The organism is Holdemania filiformis DSM 12042, assembly GCF_000157995.1.
Classification (GTDB): Bacteria; Bacillota_I; Bacilli_A; order Erysipelotrichales; family Erysipelotrichaceae; genus Holdemania; species Holdemania filiformis.
Map to the genome: position 1 here is coordinate 541,921 of NZ_GG657561.1, position 15,485 is coordinate 557,405.

Consider the following 15,485-nt stretch of genomic DNA (forward strand, 5'->3'; position numbering starts at 1 on the left):
TTTCAACCGATCGGATTCCGGTCGTCGATCAGCAGACCGCATCGCTGTTAGGCGATAAGCAGATCGGCAAGCAGGCCGGCTTGGGTTCACAGTATCAGATCGATCCTACCTACACGCTGATCAGTTCCGATCAACATCTGTACCGTGTGTCGCCGCTGGAGTACCGGGATTTCATTAAATGGTTCCAGAACAACGGCACGGGAATCCCCGGCTTTATCCAGGTTAACGTTAACGATCCCAACGACGTCGATATGGTCATGCTTCAGGAAGGGATTAAATATTCCCCGTCGGCCTGGTTCAATCAAAATCTGTTCCGGCATATCCGCTTCCGTTACCGCACAGAGCTGCTTTCTGATTATTCATTTGAGCTGGATGACGAAGGTCATCCGTATTGGGTTGTTTCCGTCGTCGCACCGGAAATCGGTTACTACGGCGGATTAAGCGCTAAGGGCGTGATCATCGTCGATCCGATCACCGGTGAGATGAATAAATATACGATGGATGAAATTCCAGCCTGGGTGGATCGTGTCCAGCCGGCGGAGCTGGCTTGGAAACAGATTGACAACTGGGGCTACTATGTCCATGGTTTCTTCAATACGCTGTTTGGTCAGAAGGATATGATTCAGACGACCGACGGCTACAATTTCGTCAATATCGACGGTCAGACCTACGTCTTTTCCGGCCTGACTTCCGTCGCGGCGGATCATTCGATCAACGGCTTTGCCTTAATCAATCTGCGCACCAAGGAAGCCAGCTATATCAAAGTCGGCGGCGCTGACGAGGTTTCGGCAATGGCTTCTGCGGAAGGGCAGGTCCAGCATCTTAACTACCGCGCAACCTTCCCAATTTTGTTGAACATTGCGGATGAGCCGACGTACTTCATTTCTTTAAAAGATTCCGAAGGCCTGGTTAAAATGTATTCCTTCGTCGACGTTACGGATTACTCTATCGTCGGCATCGGCGAAACCATGCAGACGGCACATGACGATTATCTGCGGAAGCTGAAGACTGCGAACAAACAGATCAGCGGTGAAGTGGCGGAAATGAGAACGGTCACGGGAACCGTGGCGGCGATCGCTTCTGCCGTGCAGGAAGGCACGACGCATTATTATCTCACGTTAGAAAATGATGCGCATCTGTATGTGCTCTCCCTGGACGTAAGCGCGGAGCTGACGCTGACCCAGCCTGGTCAAAACGTCAAGATTGAGTATCTGGACACCGTTGGCAATACGGTCGCCGGAAGCGGTTTTGACAATTTAGAAATGGATTACGAATAAGAAAAAACGCCTGAAATAAAGCGAAATTTAAGATTAGTTTCTGTTGAACTCTGAAACGAAAGATGGTATCATATACAAGTACCGGAGGTAATAGTATGAGTGAATTGTTAAACAAGAAAGCATTAGTAGATATTGTAGCGAATCAGATGGGAATGACAAAGAAAGCGGCAGGCGAAACTGTCGATCTGATCTTTGATGAAATTACTTCAACGTTGAAAGACGGCGGCAAAGTCGATATCAGCGGCTTCGGCAAATTCGAAGTGAAGACAAGAGCTGAAAGAACAGGCATCAATCCTGCAACAAAGGAAAAGATCACCGTGCCTGCGACAAAGGTTCCAGGATTCAAAGCTGCTAAAGCCTTAAAAGACGCTGTAAAATAAGAAGCCTCGCGCTTCTTTTTTTTGTGAAAAAGGGGAGAATCCGTGCCGAGACTCTCCCAAAGGCTGAAACAAGGACGAAACGAGGGGGCTGAAAATTCAATAAAATCAATCGGTTAACAGGAATTCTGAGTGAAGCAATGCACTCGCCAGTTTGAAGATTCTATGGTAGAATAACAAAAACTCAAGATCCGAGTAGCGGCAGATTCACATGTTCCTGCCAGCTTGGGTTATACTAGAGAATAGAAGGAGTGATGAAGATGGATTGGATACTTTACTTAGCGGCTTTATTCCTGGTGATGTTCTCTCAAATTAAAGTGCAGGGTGCTTATGCGCGTTACCGGCAGGTGATGACGCTGCGCGGTTATACTGGGGCTCAGGTGGCCCGGCGGATTCTTGACGATCACGGTTTGCAGCATGTTCACGTTGAACCTTCTCCGGGCGGCGCACTGTCTGATCATTACGATCCCAAAGCGAATGTCGTCCGGCTGTCCGAAGACATCTACGCCAATTCCAGTATCGCTTCTGTGGCGGTGTCGGCGCATGAATGCGGCCATGCGATCCAGCATGCAGAAAATTACGGATTCATCGCTTTGCGCAACTCCATTCTTCCTTTTGCGATGGTGTCCAGTCAGCTTTCCTGGCTGGTCTTAATCTTAGGGCTGTTATTCAGTTCCACCGGCTTGTTTTACACCGGCATTCTGATGCTGAGCTGTGTTGCCGTCTTTCAGTTAGTGACGCTGCCGGTAGAACTTGATGCTTCCAAACGTGCCATGGCGTTAGTCTATGAGGAAGACTTTGTCGTTCAGGAAGAGCGGAAAGATGTCAAAGCAATGCTGAGCGCGGCCGCGTTTACTTATATCGCATCGTTAATTTCCTCAGTGCTGCAGATCCTGCGGCTGCTTCTGATCTTCAACCGGAACCGGGATTAATCCATTTATAGAAACTTCGCTCACAGCTTTATTAGCTGTGAGTTTTTTTCTATTAGGAAAGTGCATCTCCATTTCTCTTCCTGATCAACGCCATTCTGGCGGAAGCGGTGGATTTGTGCGTGAAGGAAGGCTTTATCCCGGATGTTTATTATAACGGCTCCTTACGTATTAACAATCCGGCGCTGGGCGAACATAACTTCACCATTATCGACAAATATTTCTACCGCATGCGCAATCTGTAAGTTCGATTTACGACAGATTTTTGAATCTGACCAAAAAACGACGATTGTCGGATCGGCGGGACAAGGGTATAATAGAATCAGAAAACAGATCAGGACCATCGTCCGGAAAGGAAAGATCATGAAGAAAGCATTGAAAGTTGTTGGCGTTGTCGCTGTGGCGGGAGCCGGGCTCTACGCCTGTAATTATTACAAGCAGTACCGGAAGTTCAAGAAGATGGAAGAACGGATGGAAAAACTACCGCTGCATAAGCTGCAGGAAGCGGTAAAGGAAAGACGGTCCAATCCGGATACAGTTGTTGTGGAAGTATCCAAGAGGGCAGGGCTGTGGCAGAAACTGGTCGCCTGTTTGCATGTTTTAACGGCTTGAAATTAAACCCATTAAGCAATATAAGAAAAAGTCCGATTTTCCGGACTTTTTAGATTACAGTTAAGTTGGATTGATACTTGTTTTGATTGTGCCGGGAATAAGCAACTTACTGATCAATCATTTAAATTGGATCTATCAATAGGACATTTTTATAATCTTATTATTTTCTGCTGTTTATGGATTAACCGACGTCCTCGTCTGTCTTTTGTTAATCCTTAAACCACAGATAAATGATTTAGATAAAAATCAGCGAGTCCGCTGCTTAATCGAGGATGCAAGAGCGTTTCAAATTCTTTTCGTTTACTATTTTTCTATCCCTGAATGGATGATCGCCATCTTGTACTTACTCGGAAACGGGTTCATCTGTTGTTCATTTATTCGTTGGAAGCAGAATTGCATGATTAAATCTAAGAATCTAAATTTTCCTTAATAACTTCGCATAATGTGTGTTATCCAATTTTTATATTCGGAATAAACGATTCGATCGCTGTAATATAGAAAATAAACGCCGCAGAGAGAACACTCCCGTCTGCGGCGTCACTGGTTTTATTTCAAATATGATAAATACGATTCGCCATATTCCGGCATAGAAACTTCGAAATTTTCGGCTACCGTCGCGCCCAGATTGGCAAACGTATTCGCCAGCGGCAATAAACCGGAACCTTGATGCGACGGCGAATACAGGATCAAAGGCACCATCTCACGCGTATGATCTGTTCCAGTATGACAAGGATCGTTACCGTGATCGGCAGTAATGATCACCAGATCTTCTTCCCGCAGTTGTCCCAGGAACGTTGTTAACAGCTGATCATAATCCTCTAATTCCTGCGCATAGCCCTGCGGATTGCGGCGATGCCCCCATTTCGCGTCAAAATCAACCAGATTCACAAAGCACAGGCCGGTGAAATCCTTCTGCGTCAGTTCAATCGTCTGTTCCATACCGTGATGACTGCTTGTCGACTTATACGCTTCCGTAATCCCTTCACCGTCAAAGATATCTTTAATCTTGCCAACACTGATCACATCAAAGCCCTTATCCTTCAGTTCGTTCAACACGGTGCGGCCAAACGGCTTCAATGCCAGGTCATGACGATTGCTGGTGCGGGTGAAATGGCCTTTGCCTTCGCCGATAAACGGCCGGGCGATGACGCGTCCCACCTTCCATTCATCCTTCATCGTCAGCTCGCGGGCAATCTCGCAGCAGCGATACAGCTCCTCTAAGCCGAAGACTTCTTCATGGGCAGCGATTTGCAGCACGGAATCCGCCGATGTATAGACGATCATATCCTTGGTCTTCATGTGATGCTCACCCAGTTCATCCAGGATCTCCGTCCCGCTGGCTGATTTGTTGCCGACAATCTTATAGCCTGTACGTTTTTCCAGTTCGTCGATCAATTCCTGAGGAAATCCGGTGTCCGTGAACGTCTGGAATGGTTTATCGATGTACAAGCCCATCATTTCCCAATGACCGGTCATAGTGTCCTTGCCGACCGAAGCTTCCAACATTTTTGTGTAATACCCCTGCGGATCACGCTGCGGTTCTACGCCCAGGATCGAATGCAGGTTGCCATAGCCCAGCTTTTCCATTGCCGGCATCGTCAAGCCGCCGACCGTTTTTGCTATATGACCGATCGTATCTGCCCCGCGGTCCCCATAATGTTCGGCATCCGGCATTTCACCGCAGCCGACAGAATCCATTACAATTGTAAATATCCGTTTATATTTCATCGTCATTTTCTCCTTCTTGATCCATCAATTTTCCGAGCCCTTCATCATAAGCCGTCCGCAGCCGGCTGCGGTCGATGTGCGTGTAGATCTGCGTCGTTGTGATATCGGAATGACCTAACAATTCCTGAACGCTGCGCAGATCCGCGCCCCCTTCCAGCATGTGCGTAGCATAGGTGTGGCGCAGCTTATGCGGCGTGATCGGCTTCTGAATTCCGGCCTGGATACACACTGATTTTATCATACTTTCGATGGAAGCAGTAGTCGTTTTCTTGCCCAGTCGTGTAATAAACAGCCAGGACGTCGGTTTTTTCTGATATAACGGACGGACGGTATCGACATATTCGCGTACAATTTTTATCGTCTGCTTTGGCATCGGCACTAACCGCTCCTTATTCCCTTTGCCCCAGATCCGCAGCATCCCCAATTCCAGATCCACCTGATTCATTGTCAGCGCCGCGCATTCGCTGACGCGCAGCCCGCATCCATAGAGAAGCTCGGCAATCGCGTGCCAGCGGATATCCTTCGGGCTATGTCCGAACTGTGCCATGATCTTCTCAATTTCATCCCGCGTGCAGTAGACCGGCAAGGACTGCGTCCGCTGCAGCTGCTCCAGATATTCCGCCGGATCCAGTTCGTCAAAACGAAAGGCTAAAAACTGATGGAATCCGCGGATCGCGGTGATCGCGTGATTAACAGAAGCGGCGGCGTGGTCGCGCGCCAGAACCCGCACATATTCCTCCAGCATCGCCGAATCAATCTGATCGATCCGATCGATTTCTTTCTGTGCTAGAAACTGAAAATACCGGCTGAGATCATTGCGATAGCCGGCAATCGTTTTTTCTGATTTTGGGAACTGAATTGAGATGTAAATCAGATATTGCCGGAAGGCTTCCTCTAGCGTCATATTCTCCCTGCTTTCCAGCTTTATTATACCAGAGTTATTCCATCATGGCGAAAATTTCCATCAAGCGGATGACCAGCGTCGATTTAATCCAGGCGGAAAAGAAGATCAGCAGCAAGGAAACGATTAAAACGTTTAAGCGGCTGTTGATCAGCTGGATCAATGAAAAATCACTGCGGCTGTAGCCCAGACAACGCTGAATCAAGGCATAGGAGATTTCTGTGCTGATCACCGAGACCAGAAACAGCGCGATCAGATCGAACAGAATCTGCGGAATCAGCGTTAGCAGAATCCCTAAGACCCCTTTCAGCTGATAGGTCAGAACGTATAAAACGCAGGAAAATCCGATCTGGACGCCCTTGGTGAAGACGATAAACCCGATCAGCGGAATTCCGGCCAAGGAGAAGCCGAGGAAAAAGATCGCCAGCATGAATAAAATGTTGGTGACAAACTGACTTGTAAAAAACGACTGCGGTTCTACGCTGGTGATCACCGTCGTCAACAAGTAAGAGGACAAACGCTCAACGTCGGCGCTGCTGATCCAGCGGGAAAGCAGGACACCGGTAATCATGCCGAAAATTAACAGAATTAATAAGAAGTTGATGGAGTTTTTATGCTTATTGGAAAAATTCTTCAACTGGGGTTGTATTGTTTTCATGATTCCCTCCTGGTATCAATGTATGACAGCCAGGAAAGATTAGACTTATTTCTTATGCTTGTCAGCCGCTGTTTTTTTGATCAGCGCGGCAGCGGTTGTCAGCTTGCCACCCAAAGTAAGTTGTTGATTCAGCTGACTGATGAGATCAAGCGTTGCGCAGGCCGGATCGACGGGCGGCGCTTCAAACAGATTCATCTGGATTTTTTGATCATGAATGCTGCTGAGCGAACCGACGCCGATGCCTAAATGACGCATTGGCTGATCTTCATAGTTTTCATCGAACAGCTCCATCGCCAGCTCGAACAAGTCTTCGCTGCGGTACACCGGATGATCCAGCTTCCGTGAACGGACGTTGGTGTTAAAGTCGAAATAGCGGATGGAAATAGAAACGATCGTCCCCATTTTATCTTCTTCGATCATGCGTTCGCTGAGCTTATTCGCCAGCTTGCGAAACAGCGTCCGTACTTCTTCTTCGGTAGAGAAATCATAATTCAGCGTTGTTGACTGACTCATCGACTTAATTTCGGCGTCGCTGATAATTTCGCGGTCATCCTCGCCGTTTGCCCGCTGAATATAGGTCATCGTATTTTTTCCCAGCAACGGCCGCAGCTGTTCTGGATCGGCCGCAGCCAGATCGCCGATCGTCTTAATCCCTAACGCTTTCATCTGCGGGGCGGTTTTCTTGCCGATTCCGCGCATGTCTTCAATCGGCAGCGGCCACAGCTTTACCGGAACCTCCTGTTTCCGCAGGACAGTGATACCCATCGGTTTTTTCATGTCGCTGGCCATCTTGGCCAGAAATTTATTCGGGGCGACGCCGATCGAGCATTTTAAATGCAGATCGGTCAGCAATTCCTGCTGCAGCTGCCATGCTAAATCCAATGGCCGCGGGAAACGATGAATTGCCTGACTCATATCGGCATAGCATTCGTCAATGCTGGCTTGTTCAACACGGTCAGTGTACTTCTTTACATACGAAATGAACTGTTCGGAAAGCTGCTCATAATAGCCGTGATGTCCTTTGACGACGACTAATTGCGGGCATAATTTCAAGGCTTCGTTAATCGGCATTGCTGAGTGAACGCCGAACTGCCGGGCTTCATAGGAGGCGGTGGACACGACGCTGCGCTTGGTCAGACCGCTGACGACGACCGGTTTTCCTTCCAGCGAGGGGTCAAGCAGAATTTCTGCGCTGGCAAAAAAAGCATTTAAATCAATATGATAAATAACCCGGCCCACGCGGCGCTCCCCCTTTCTTTCTTTTATATAGAACAATTTTATCGACTGCTTCTTCAGAAACCGGATGATTTATGTCGAATATTCCGGCTCAGCGCAAAGTTTACGCAAATCGCTCAGATCTTATTTCTGTGAATCCATCGTGGTTTATTATAACACGGACTTGAAGATCTTTCATCTTTCAGATTAGAAAAAACGGAAGATTTCTCCTCCGTTTACAGGTAATGATGTTATCCGATTTTAGCGTAGCTGCCGGTATTGTTTTTAATCCGGTGTTCCAACCGCAGCTTGTCGGCGATCATGGCGATAAATTCTGAATTGGTTGGTTTGGCTTTGGACGCGCTGATTGTATAGGCAAAGATTTCGTCAATCGCATCGATGTTGCCGCGGTTCCAGGCGACTTCGATCGCATGCCGGATCGCCCTTTCTACGCGGGAGCTGGTCGTCATATAGCGGCGGGCAATTTCCGGATAGAGTACCTTGGTGATCTGACCGAGATAATCAACGTTTAAGTAAGTTTCCAAAATCGCGGTGCGCAGGTACATATACCCTTTGATATGCGCAGGAATACCGATTTCGTGTAAGATCTCCGTGATTTCCCGTTCCAGCTGAAGGCGCATCATCCGTTCATCATCCTGATTTTCGTTGGCGTTGGCTGGCATTGCGGACGGTGTTGGAGCAGTGACTTTCTGATAGCTGCAGACCTGAGCGATTTTCTCGCTGACCGTCTTGGGATCCACCGGTTTCATCAGAAAATAATCAACTTGGTATTTCTGCATTTCCGTCACCATGAAGTCGTTGATAAAACTGGATGTACATAGAATTTTCCCAATCCGGATCCCCTCCCGGCTCAATGTGCTGAGGACTTCCATCCCGTCGAGTTTAGGCATAATGCAGTCAAGAACCAGAACGTCAGGATGGCTCACCCGTATTCGTTCAAGACATTCCTGGCCATCTTTGCAGCTGGGCAAAAGCAGCCAATCGTTTTTCTTCCGCAGTTCCTGTTCCATTTGTTCTCTGATCTCACTGTTGGATTCACACAACAGGATTCTGATCTGTTTCATCTTGTTCACTCCTCTGTTCGATGTTTCCATTTTATGGAATTTTGCATGAAAAAGAAGTCGAAACAGGTCGAAGTCCACGGAAAAGTTTCTGCTATTTTGCCTGTTTTTGAGTTCAAGTCAAAAGAAATGCCTGAAATTCAGGCATTTCCTTAGTTTGTGTCTGTTATTCGCTCTGCGCTTCCTCCAGCATCCAGTCGATGTAAATCCCGTAACCGTTGTCGGGCTGACTGGTGACCATGTGTGTTACTGCACCGATAAGCTTGCCATTCTGCAGAATCGGTGATCCGCTCATTCCCTGGATAATACCGCCGGTTTGGTTAAGCAGTGCAGGATCGGTAACCTGAAATTGAATCCCTTTCACGGCTTGTCCATTTTGCTTTCTTACCTCGGTAATCTGGATTGTGTAACGCTTTGGTGTTGTTCCCTGGATGACGGTATAAATTTCCGCCGGGCCTACCGTAACTTCTTCACGCGAGGCAACAGGGATGCTCTGCGCGGCAGAAGGTAATGTCTGAACTTTTCCATACAATCCGTAAATCGTGTTTTTACTGACGGTTCCAATGGGAACCAAGCTCTCCGATTGACAGATCTTCTCACCGGGGTTGCCAGAGGTTGAACGTCGGACTGAAACGACGGTGGCTTCAAAAATCTGCCCCATCGTCACATCCGCAGGATGACTTTGACCTTCTTCTGCGATTTCATGTCCCAAAGCCGCAAACGTCTTTGTCGAAGGATCATAGAATGTCATCGTACCGACACCCTTGATCTTATCTTTGACATACAACCCTGTTTTAAACACTTTCTCGGATTCCAGATAACAGACAAACAGCGAAGCAGCTTCCCGCTGTCCATTGCGGATGACGGTGACGGGAACCTGGTTTCGTTCCTTCTGCAGCGTCTTCAGATTCGCAAACAACTCTTCCAGGGAAGTCACGGCTCGTCCGTTGGATTCGATAATCCGATCCCCTACCTGTACCGTTCCTTCCTTCGCTGCGGACAACGTCTCCCCCTTAACTTCAAAATCATACATACCGCTGACATATACGCCTTCGTAATTGACTGTGATCGCAATCGTATCGCCGCCCAGAATTACGGTTTTCTCCTGGGCTTGAACAGGCAAAAGCGTTAACGTCAATAGGAAGGCCGTCAGACTAAAAAATCTTCTCATGGCCTCACCTCCGCAGTACTGATAGTATGGCGCTTCCGCTGGTCAACTATATCCAGAAAATCTTACCAAGACTTTAAAAAAACAGGAAAACAAACGAGCCTGGCCGCCAATAAACCACGGATTAACTTAACTCAAATCACACTTAAGGAGTGCAGACAAGAGGCCGAGCGAAAGAACGATCAAAAGAAAAACGCTGATTCAGCGTCAAAGACTATAAATCCCGGCGTTGCTCAGCTTCGATCTCAGCCCTTCGTTCCTCCTTCGCCAGCTGAGCTGTCCATTGACGACGGATCCCCCTGTAAATGAAATAAAACGGTATACCTCCGATATCAAATGCCAAAGCAATGAGAAACAAGAACGGCTGGAAAAGCAAAAAACTGACAACTGTCAGAATGACTCCTAAAATAATCGATCCTTTCGCAACTTTTTCCGCGATGATCATCTTGTTTAGAAAATCGTCCGCTTTTTCCTCATCTAAATTAGTATCATTACCGTATCTCATCTTTTATCCCTCCGCTTCTTTGTTGCATTTTAACTCATAATGCTGCGGCCGCTTGATCCATTATAATCTCTGAATTTCGCTAAGAACTCCGCATTTTTGCACCTTACTAATAAAGCTTCACGCTTTCGTTCATTTATACTTTATTAAAGTACAGTTTACAAGGGACTACACAGGGTAGGTATCTGACGGGAGGGGTTCCGCCCGTCAGATTTTCCATGTGATATTCAAGCTGTCGCTTGTGGCGGCTATGGTGGTAATCATCAAATCCACCACCCGCCGCTTGTCGTCAAAGGATACATTCTCCCAAGTGTCGAGGTAGCCGGAAATCTGGCTGACCTGTTCCGGGCTAATGGCTTCCACCGTCAGCTCCGCTATCCTCGCCAGAAGTTCCTGCTTGCGTCCGTCCAGTTCCGCTATCTTCACATTCACATAGGAGAGCAGGACATTGTTTGCACCCGTCAGACTGTCCACCAGCTTTTCAATCTCGCTGTCCACATGGGCAAGTTCCACTTGCAGGGCGGCGATTTTCGGGTTTGCCTTTGCCGCTTTCTTTCTGCCTGTCAGCGTCTTGTAGCTTGCCAGTTTCTTTACCATCTGCTGATAAACAACTGTTTCCAGTTCCGAAGTGATGATTTTCCCGCACCCGGAGCAGCTCTTGTTATCCAGCCGTTTTGTGCAGCGGAGATACTGTTTGCCAGAGGGATTGTAGATACTCATAAGAGCATACCCGCAGTTTCCACACTTGATTTTTCCCGCCAGCCATGTGTGGGTGGCTTTTCGGGCAGACTGGATTTTCATGTTGTTCATCAGCTTCTTGCGGCAGGTCAGCCAGATGTCGGAGGGGACAATGCCCTCATGGGGAGCCAGCACCAGCATTTGGTCTTTCAAGTCGTTCTTCTTGCTGGGCTTCACATCCCGCCCTTGATACAGATAGCAGCCGTTCATGCCTGTAAAATCGGCAGCATCATTGACGATGACTGTCCCTTGACTTTTGAAAAATTCGTATACATCAAGGTCTGCCTGCACATAGACAGGATTGCGTAACATCTGCGCCAGCGTGGGGCGTATCAGCTCTTTGCCATGGAACAAAATCTCCTGTTCCGCAAAGTACCGGGTAATGTCCCCGTAGGAGGTAGTGGGCTGGGCGTACATCTCAAACATCAGCCGGATATTTGCCGCTTCGTCTGGATTTACCACCAGCTTTTTTGTGTTGATACCGTCCATCTTGATCGGCTCTGTATGGAAGCCGTAAGGGGCTTTCCCGCCCATCTTGAAACCTCGCTGGCTGCGGGAATAGTAGGCATCCGTTACCCGCTTCTGTATCGTTTCCCTTTCAAGCTGGGCGAACACAATACAGATATTTAACATCGCCCGCCCCATCGGGGTGGAGGTATCAAACTTTTCCGTAGAGGACACAAACTCCACATTGTACTGCTGGAACAGCTCCATCATGTTGGCAAAGTCCAGAATGGAACGGCTGATACGGTCGAGCTTGTAAACCACGACCTTTGCAATCAAGCCCCGCTTGATGTCCCGCACCAGTTCTTGAAACTTCGGACGGTCTGTGTTCTTGCCGCTGTACCCCTTGTCTGTGTATTCCTTGCAGTTACCGCCTTTCAACTCGTATTTGCAAAATTCAATCTGGCTTTCAATGGAAATGCTGTCCTTTTTGTCTACCGATTGTCTTGCATAGATTGCGTCTATTCGATTGTTCATATTGTCGCTCCTTTTCTTAAAAAAGAAACGGAGCTGCTGACAGTTTCATTATACCGCCAGCAGCTCCGCAAATCAACGATGGCTTTGGAAAACCTTATGCCCCGGCTTCCTCTTTCTGCCGCTTATCGGCATATTTGCGGAACACCTCATAAAGCTGCTGCTCCAGTTCCCGGCGTTTGACCGCTTCCTGTTCCGGCGTGAACACCGGGGAGAGATTTTCCAGCGTGATTTCCTTTCCTTGAAAAGTCACGACTTCGGTTTCTTTCTTGTATCTGATATGCTCCATAGTACCTCCGTATTTAATTTTCAAAGTGCAGTGCCGCCATGCTGCGGCGTGAAATGTTTTCTGCCATCAATCACCGTTCCCTTGTGTGCCGCTGCTGCCGTTTCAGTTCCACCAGTATATCCGGCGGGATACGGTCAACCAGCCGCTGTAAATCGTCCAGTTCGCTTTTCAGCTTTGCCCGTTCCATCGTATCTTTCATCTTGCCTTTTTCGCTGGCTTTGGCTCTGGCTTCCAACTGTTCATTTTCTGCCAAAAGGTCGTTTATTGTGACCTTGTATTTTTTGAGCTGACCGGAGAAATTCTCCATCTGCGGAAACCACTTTTTCAGCAGGGAGAGGGCTTCCTCTTTTTTCTTTCCAGCGTTGAACGGGGTAATATCGCCCAGCGTGGCTTCAATGGCTCTTGCCTGTTTGGAGAGATTGACCGCCTGCTTGAACAGACGGGTGGGGATATGCTTCCTGCCTGTCTTGCTGGCGCTCTCCCCACGCTCCAAGTCGGGATATTTCTCCACCATATAGGCGTGAAAATCGTCCTGCCACTTTGTCAGGTTTGCCCGGTTGCCGATAATCTCCTTTGCACACAAGCGGTTGTCCTCTGTCAGAGGGACAAAGACCAAATGCAGGTGGGGTGTTTTCTCGTCCATGTGTACCACGGCCGACACGATATTTTCCCTGCCTACCCGCCCGATGAGGAAGTCTGCCGCCCTCTGGAAAAATTCCTGTATCTCCTTTGGGGACTTCTTCTTGAAAAACTCCGGGCTGGCGGTAATCAGCGTATCCACAAACCGGGTGCTGTCCTTACGGGTACGGCATCCGGCTTGTTCAATGCGGCTCTGAATGAAATGGTAATAGCGGCTCTCCGGCTTGACGATGTGGAAATTGTACTTGCTCCGGCTGGTGTCAATGTCGGGATTGCTGGCGTACTGTTCCTTTTGCCGTTCGTGATGGGCTTCCAGTGGTCTTGCCGGATTGCCCTTGTGTTTTTCAAATCGCAAAATTGCATGTTGTGCCATGAAACTCCTTTCCCCATTCCGTTCCTTTCCGGGACTTTTCCACAGGAAAATCCCGCAGAAAATATCTCGGATAGGATAGGAATGGATAGAATATAAATCAATATTTTAATCTCTGTATTTCTATATACCGTCCGGTTTTCGTACTTCAAGAGGATTGATTTTCGTACTTGTCAGGTACGCTTTTCAGCCCTCCGGCGTTCCATAACCGGATTTCTTGAAGTCGGTGTTTGGAACCGCTTCATAGGATTTTGGGTAAATGCGGTTGGGTTTTCCACAGCCCTGCTTCTGGATTTCTACCAGTCCGGCATATTGCAGCTCCCGCAGGGTGTTGACCGCTTTCTGCCGCCCGCAGTGGAGCAGCTCCACTACCTCGTTGATGGGATAGTAGAGGTAAATGCACCCATATTCGTCCGCCCAGCCGTTTTTCCGGGACAGGTCTGTCCGGCGCAGGATAAAGGCATACAGTACCTTTGCTTCGTTGGACAGGGGCGTGAATGTGGGGGCTTCAAAAAGGAAATTGGGAAGCCGGGTAAAGCTGACCGCCTTTTCCGGCTGATGGATATAAATGGTGTTTGTCATATCGTGTTTTGTGGACGGTTAGAAGCCCGTTTCCGGGGGTAGACAGTACTTTCTATTGCCTGCCCCTGTTCTGTGCTTGCAAAGCCTTGTAAATCAAGGACTTTTCAGCCCCTAACTGTCCACACAAGACCTCCTTTTCCGTTCACTTTCTGTTTTCTGCCGCCTGTGAACTACGGCGGCACAATCGAGACAGTATTTCGCCCGGTTTGACTTTGGGACGAACACTCTGCCGCAGACCGCACAGCGTTTTAGCTCCTTATCCCGGAAAATCTCCGCTTCCAGCGTCCCGATTTGCGGCAAGACCGACCAGCGGAACCACTTACAGCAGATCGAGAAAGAAATGGTTTGGGGGCAAGTGTGGGTGTCCCCATCGTCAAGGAGCATACAGTTCCCGTCCTCATAACAGCAGCACTCCCGACGGATCAGGGCGTTTGCCTGTTTCCTCTGTGCCGGTGTCATGTGGTAAATGGAACCGTCCTGCCTGCGCTCTATGGGCGGCAGTCGTTTATATGGGTTCTCTCTCATGTGTTCCCTCCATTTTTCCTTTGCCGTTCTCCCCGAAAAGGCTTCCTGCCCCATTCCTGCGGCGTGTTCCAGCGTTGGCACGCTCCCCGGACTTCGGGACATTTTGTCCCGAAGTGGCTCGTTGCAGTGCTTCCCCTGCCTAGGTATTCCTTTTCGGACGGTCATTCATTTTTCAAGGTGCAGCTCATCGATGAACTACCTTAAGTCTACACCTAAAAGACCACCCGCCCCGTATATCCATAAGGTCGGAAATCAGCCCGGAAAACTGCCTATTTCCACGCTCTCGGAATTGTGGTAAAATAAAAATACATTAAGTGTCCATTCATAGTTGTAGAGGTAAAAAATGAGAAATAGGGAACAGGAGATTAAATGGCAAAGAATAATAGAAATTTGCATGGAAGATGTTAAAAATTACTTTGCGGATATAGAACAGAGTATTGAATTTGGAACATATATTCAGCCAGCAAACTATTTTGTATCGTACATCTTTTCTACAAATGCGCGATTAAAAGCGGCACAGCAAAGCGGACTAACCGAAAAAATCAATTTATATCACAGAGCACAGTTGAAAAAACATAATTATCCAATTCAAGGAATTAAAGATTGTACGTTTGCTTCACAAGAAGAATGTGATAAAGAATATAACGGAAATTGGTATTATTACTACAAATAATATGATGCTTAGTTCATCTGGCATCTGAATAGAGCACAAAAGCTATAACTTTTCATCTATCAAGCAGACAAGGAGGGGGAGCATGGAACTATCCATACAAGAACGATTGAAAGACCTGCGTGTGGAGCGTGGGCTGACGCTGGAACAGCTTGCAGAGCAAACACATCTCTCCAAGTCGGCGCTGGGCAGTTATGAGGGGGATAATTTCAAGGACATCAGCCATTATGCCCTTATTGAGTTAG

General features: G+C 48.0%; 19 protein-coding genes. 7 read left to right on the forward strand and 12 right to left on the reverse strand.

Features of this window, described 5'->3' with window-relative positions:
- From HOLDEFILI_RS15240 to HOLDEFILI_RS15255, 5 genes are all read left to right on the forward strand, one after another.
- Positions 1–1,277, forward strand: a 1,277-nt coding sequence (locus tag HOLDEFILI_RS15240; RefSeq protein ID WP_006060733.1) for a hypothetical protein, incomplete at its 5' end; no start/stop codon positions are given.
- Positions 1,278–1,372: 95 nt separating this feature from the next.
- Positions 1,373–1,657 carry an HU family DNA-binding protein gene (locus tag HOLDEFILI_RS15245; protein WP_006060734.1) on the forward strand — a complete coding sequence of 95 codons (285 nt, stop codon included), beginning with the start codon at positions 1,373–1,375 and terminating at the stop codon, positions 1,655–1,657.
- A 257-nt stretch (positions 1,658–1,914) separates the two neighbouring features.
- The gene (locus tag HOLDEFILI_RS15250) at positions 1,915–2,586 is read left to right on the forward strand and encodes a zinc metallopeptidase (RefSeq protein ID WP_244264338.1); all 672 of its coding nucleotides are present in this window, start codon (positions 1,915–1,917) and stop codon (positions 2,584–2,586) included.
- Positions 2,587–2,705: 119 nt separating this feature from the next.
- Positions 2,706–2,828, forward strand: coding sequence for a hypothetical protein (locus HOLDEFILI_RS20395; protein WP_256173384.1), 123 nt, complete (start codon positions 2,706–2,708; stop codon positions 2,826–2,828).
- A 118-nt stretch (positions 2,829–2,946) separates the two neighbouring features.
- Entirely contained in the window at positions 2,947–3,195 is a 249-nt protein-coding gene (locus HOLDEFILI_RS15255; protein ID WP_039865134.1) for a hypothetical protein, read from the forward strand.
- Between the two features lie 546 nt (positions 3,196–3,741).
- On the opposite strand, the gene deoB is transcribed toward HOLDEFILI_RS15255, so the two are convergent.
- The 12 genes from deoB to HOLDEFILI_RS15315 all read right to left on the reverse strand — a co-directional run bounded on the left by deoB (position 3,742) and on the right by HOLDEFILI_RS15315 (position 14,735).
- Positions 3,742–4,923: a phosphopentomutase gene (gene deoB, locus HOLDEFILI_RS15260; RefSeq protein ID WP_039865137.1), complete on the reverse strand. Its 1,182-nt coding sequence runs from the start codon at positions 4,921–4,923 to the stop codon at positions 3,742–3,744.
- Entirely contained in the window at positions 4,913–5,827 is a 915-nt protein-coding gene (locus tag HOLDEFILI_RS15265; RefSeq protein WP_006060738.1) for a tyrosine-type recombinase/integrase, read from the reverse strand. Before HOLDEFILI_RS15265 ends, deoB begins: the two co-directional genes overlap by 11 nt.
- Positions 5,828–5,861: 34 nt before the next feature.
- Positions 5,862–6,482 (reverse strand): stage II sporulation protein M, encoded by a 621-nt coding sequence (locus HOLDEFILI_RS15270; RefSeq protein WP_006060739.1) that lies wholly within the window; start codon positions 6,480–6,482, stop codon positions 5,862–5,864.
- A gap of 45 nt (positions 6,483–6,527) precedes the next feature.
- Positions 6,528–7,721, reverse strand: a complete 1,194-nt coding sequence (gene dinB / locus HOLDEFILI_RS15275; RefSeq protein WP_039865138.1) for a DNA polymerase IV — start codon at positions 7,719–7,721, stop codon at positions 6,528–6,530.
- 227 nt (positions 7,722–7,948) lie between these two features.
- Positions 7,949–8,782 carry a sporulation transcription factor Spo0A gene (gene spo0A, locus HOLDEFILI_RS15280; protein WP_039865139.1) on the reverse strand — a complete coding sequence of 278 codons (834 nt, stop codon included), beginning with the start codon at positions 8,780–8,782 and terminating at the stop codon, positions 7,949–7,951.
- A gap of 163 nt (positions 8,783–8,945) precedes the next feature.
- On the reverse strand, positions 8,946–9,950 hold the full coding sequence (gene spoIVB / locus HOLDEFILI_RS15285; protein WP_006060744.1) for a SpoIVB peptidase: 1,005 nt from the start codon (positions 9,948–9,950) through the stop codon (positions 8,946–8,948).
- Between the two features lie 211 nt (positions 9,951–10,161).
- Positions 10,162–10,452: a hypothetical protein gene (locus HOLDEFILI_RS15290; protein ID WP_006060745.1), complete on the reverse strand. Its 291-nt coding sequence runs from the start codon at positions 10,450–10,452 to the stop codon at positions 10,162–10,164.
- A gap of 204 nt (positions 10,453–10,656) precedes the next feature.
- Complete coding sequence (locus tag HOLDEFILI_RS15295) at positions 10,657–12,168, reverse strand: recombinase family protein (protein ID WP_006060746.1); 1,512 nt, start codon at positions 12,166–12,168, stop codon at positions 10,657–10,659.
- A 94-nt stretch (positions 12,169–12,262) separates the two neighbouring features.
- Positions 12,263–12,454 (reverse strand): hypothetical protein, encoded by a 192-nt coding sequence (locus HOLDEFILI_RS15300; RefSeq protein ID WP_006060747.1) that lies wholly within the window; start codon positions 12,452–12,454, stop codon positions 12,263–12,265.
- A 70-nt stretch (positions 12,455–12,524) separates the two neighbouring features.
- A complete protein-coding gene (mobV, locus tag HOLDEFILI_RS15305; protein ID WP_006060748.1) occupies positions 12,525–13,466 on the reverse strand; it encodes a MobV family relaxase in 942 nt (313 codons plus the stop codon).
- Between the two features lie 183 nt (positions 13,467–13,649).
- Entirely contained in the window at positions 13,650–14,045 is a 396-nt protein-coding gene (locus tag HOLDEFILI_RS15310; protein ID WP_006060749.1) for a replication initiator protein A, read from the reverse strand.
- A gap of 111 nt (positions 14,046–14,156) precedes the next feature.
- On the reverse strand, positions 14,157–14,735 hold the full coding sequence (locus HOLDEFILI_RS15315) for a cysteine-rich VLP domain-containing protein (RefSeq protein WP_006060750.1): 579 nt from the start codon (positions 14,733–14,735) through the stop codon (positions 14,157–14,159).
- Between the two features lie 178 nt (positions 14,736–14,913).
- On the opposite strand from HOLDEFILI_RS15315, the gene HOLDEFILI_RS15320 reads away from it, so the two are divergent.
- Both HOLDEFILI_RS15320 and HOLDEFILI_RS15325 read left to right on the forward strand, forming a co-directional pair.
- On the forward strand, positions 14,914–15,243 hold the full coding sequence (locus tag HOLDEFILI_RS15320; RefSeq protein WP_006060751.1) for a hypothetical protein: 330 nt from the start codon (positions 14,914–14,916) through the stop codon (positions 15,241–15,243).
- Between the two features lie 82 nt (positions 15,244–15,325).
- A partial coding sequence (locus HOLDEFILI_RS15325; protein ID WP_006060752.1) for a helix-turn-helix domain-containing protein occupies positions 15,326–15,485 on the forward strand: 160 nt, incomplete at its 3' end.

Coding starts and splice junctions, on each gene's coding strand:
- HOLDEFILI_RS15245 (WP_006060734.1), top strand. CDS start 1,373: ATGAGTGAATTGTTAAACAAGAAAGCATTAGTAGATATTGTAGCGAAT.
- HOLDEFILI_RS15250 (WP_244264338.1), top strand. CDS start 1,915: ATGGATTGGATACTTTACTTAGCGGCTTTATTCCTGGTGATGTTCTCT.
- HOLDEFILI_RS15255 (WP_039865134.1), top strand. CDS start 2,947: ATGAAGAAAGCATTGAAAGTTGTTGGCGTTGTCGCTGTGGCGGGAGCC.
- deoB (WP_039865137.1), bottom strand. CDS start 4,923: ATGAAATATAAACGGATATTTACAATTGTAATGGATTCTGTCGGCTGC.
- HOLDEFILI_RS15265 (WP_006060738.1), bottom strand. CDS start 5,827: ATGACGCTAGAGGAAGCCTTCCGGCAATATCTGATTTACATCTCAATT.
- HOLDEFILI_RS15270 (WP_006060739.1), bottom strand. CDS start 6,482: ATGAAAACAATACAACCCCAGTTGAAGAATTTTTCCAATAAGCATAAA.
- spo0A (WP_039865139.1), bottom strand. CDS start 8,782: ATGAAACAGATCAGAATCCTGTTGTGTGAATCCAACAGTGAGATCAGA.
- spoIVB (WP_006060744.1), bottom strand. CDS start 9,950: ATGAGAAGATTTTTTAGTCTGACGGCCTTCCTATTGACGTTAACGCTT.
- HOLDEFILI_RS15290 (WP_006060745.1), bottom strand. CDS start 10,452: ATGAGATACGGTAATGATACTAATTTAGATGAGGAAAAAGCGGACGAT.
- HOLDEFILI_RS15295 (WP_006060746.1), bottom strand. CDS start 12,168: ATGAACAATCGAATAGACGCAATCTATGCAAGACAATCGGTAGACAAA.
- HOLDEFILI_RS15300 (WP_006060747.1), bottom strand. CDS start 12,454: ATGGAGCATATCAGATACAAGAAAGAAACCGAAGTCGTGACTTTTCAA.
- mobV (WP_006060748.1), bottom strand. CDS start 13,466: ATGGCACAACATGCAATTTTGCGATTTGAAAAACACAAGGGCAATCCG.
- HOLDEFILI_RS15310 (WP_006060749.1), bottom strand. CDS start 14,045: ATGACAAACACCATTTATATCCATCAGCCGGAAAAGGCGGTCAGCTTT.
- HOLDEFILI_RS15315 (WP_006060750.1), bottom strand. CDS start 14,735: ATGACCGTCCGAAAAGGAATACCTAGGCAGGGGAAGCACTGCAACGAG.
- HOLDEFILI_RS15320 (WP_006060751.1), top strand. CDS start 14,914: ATGAGAAATAGGGAACAGGAGATTAAATGGCAAAGAATAATAGAAATT.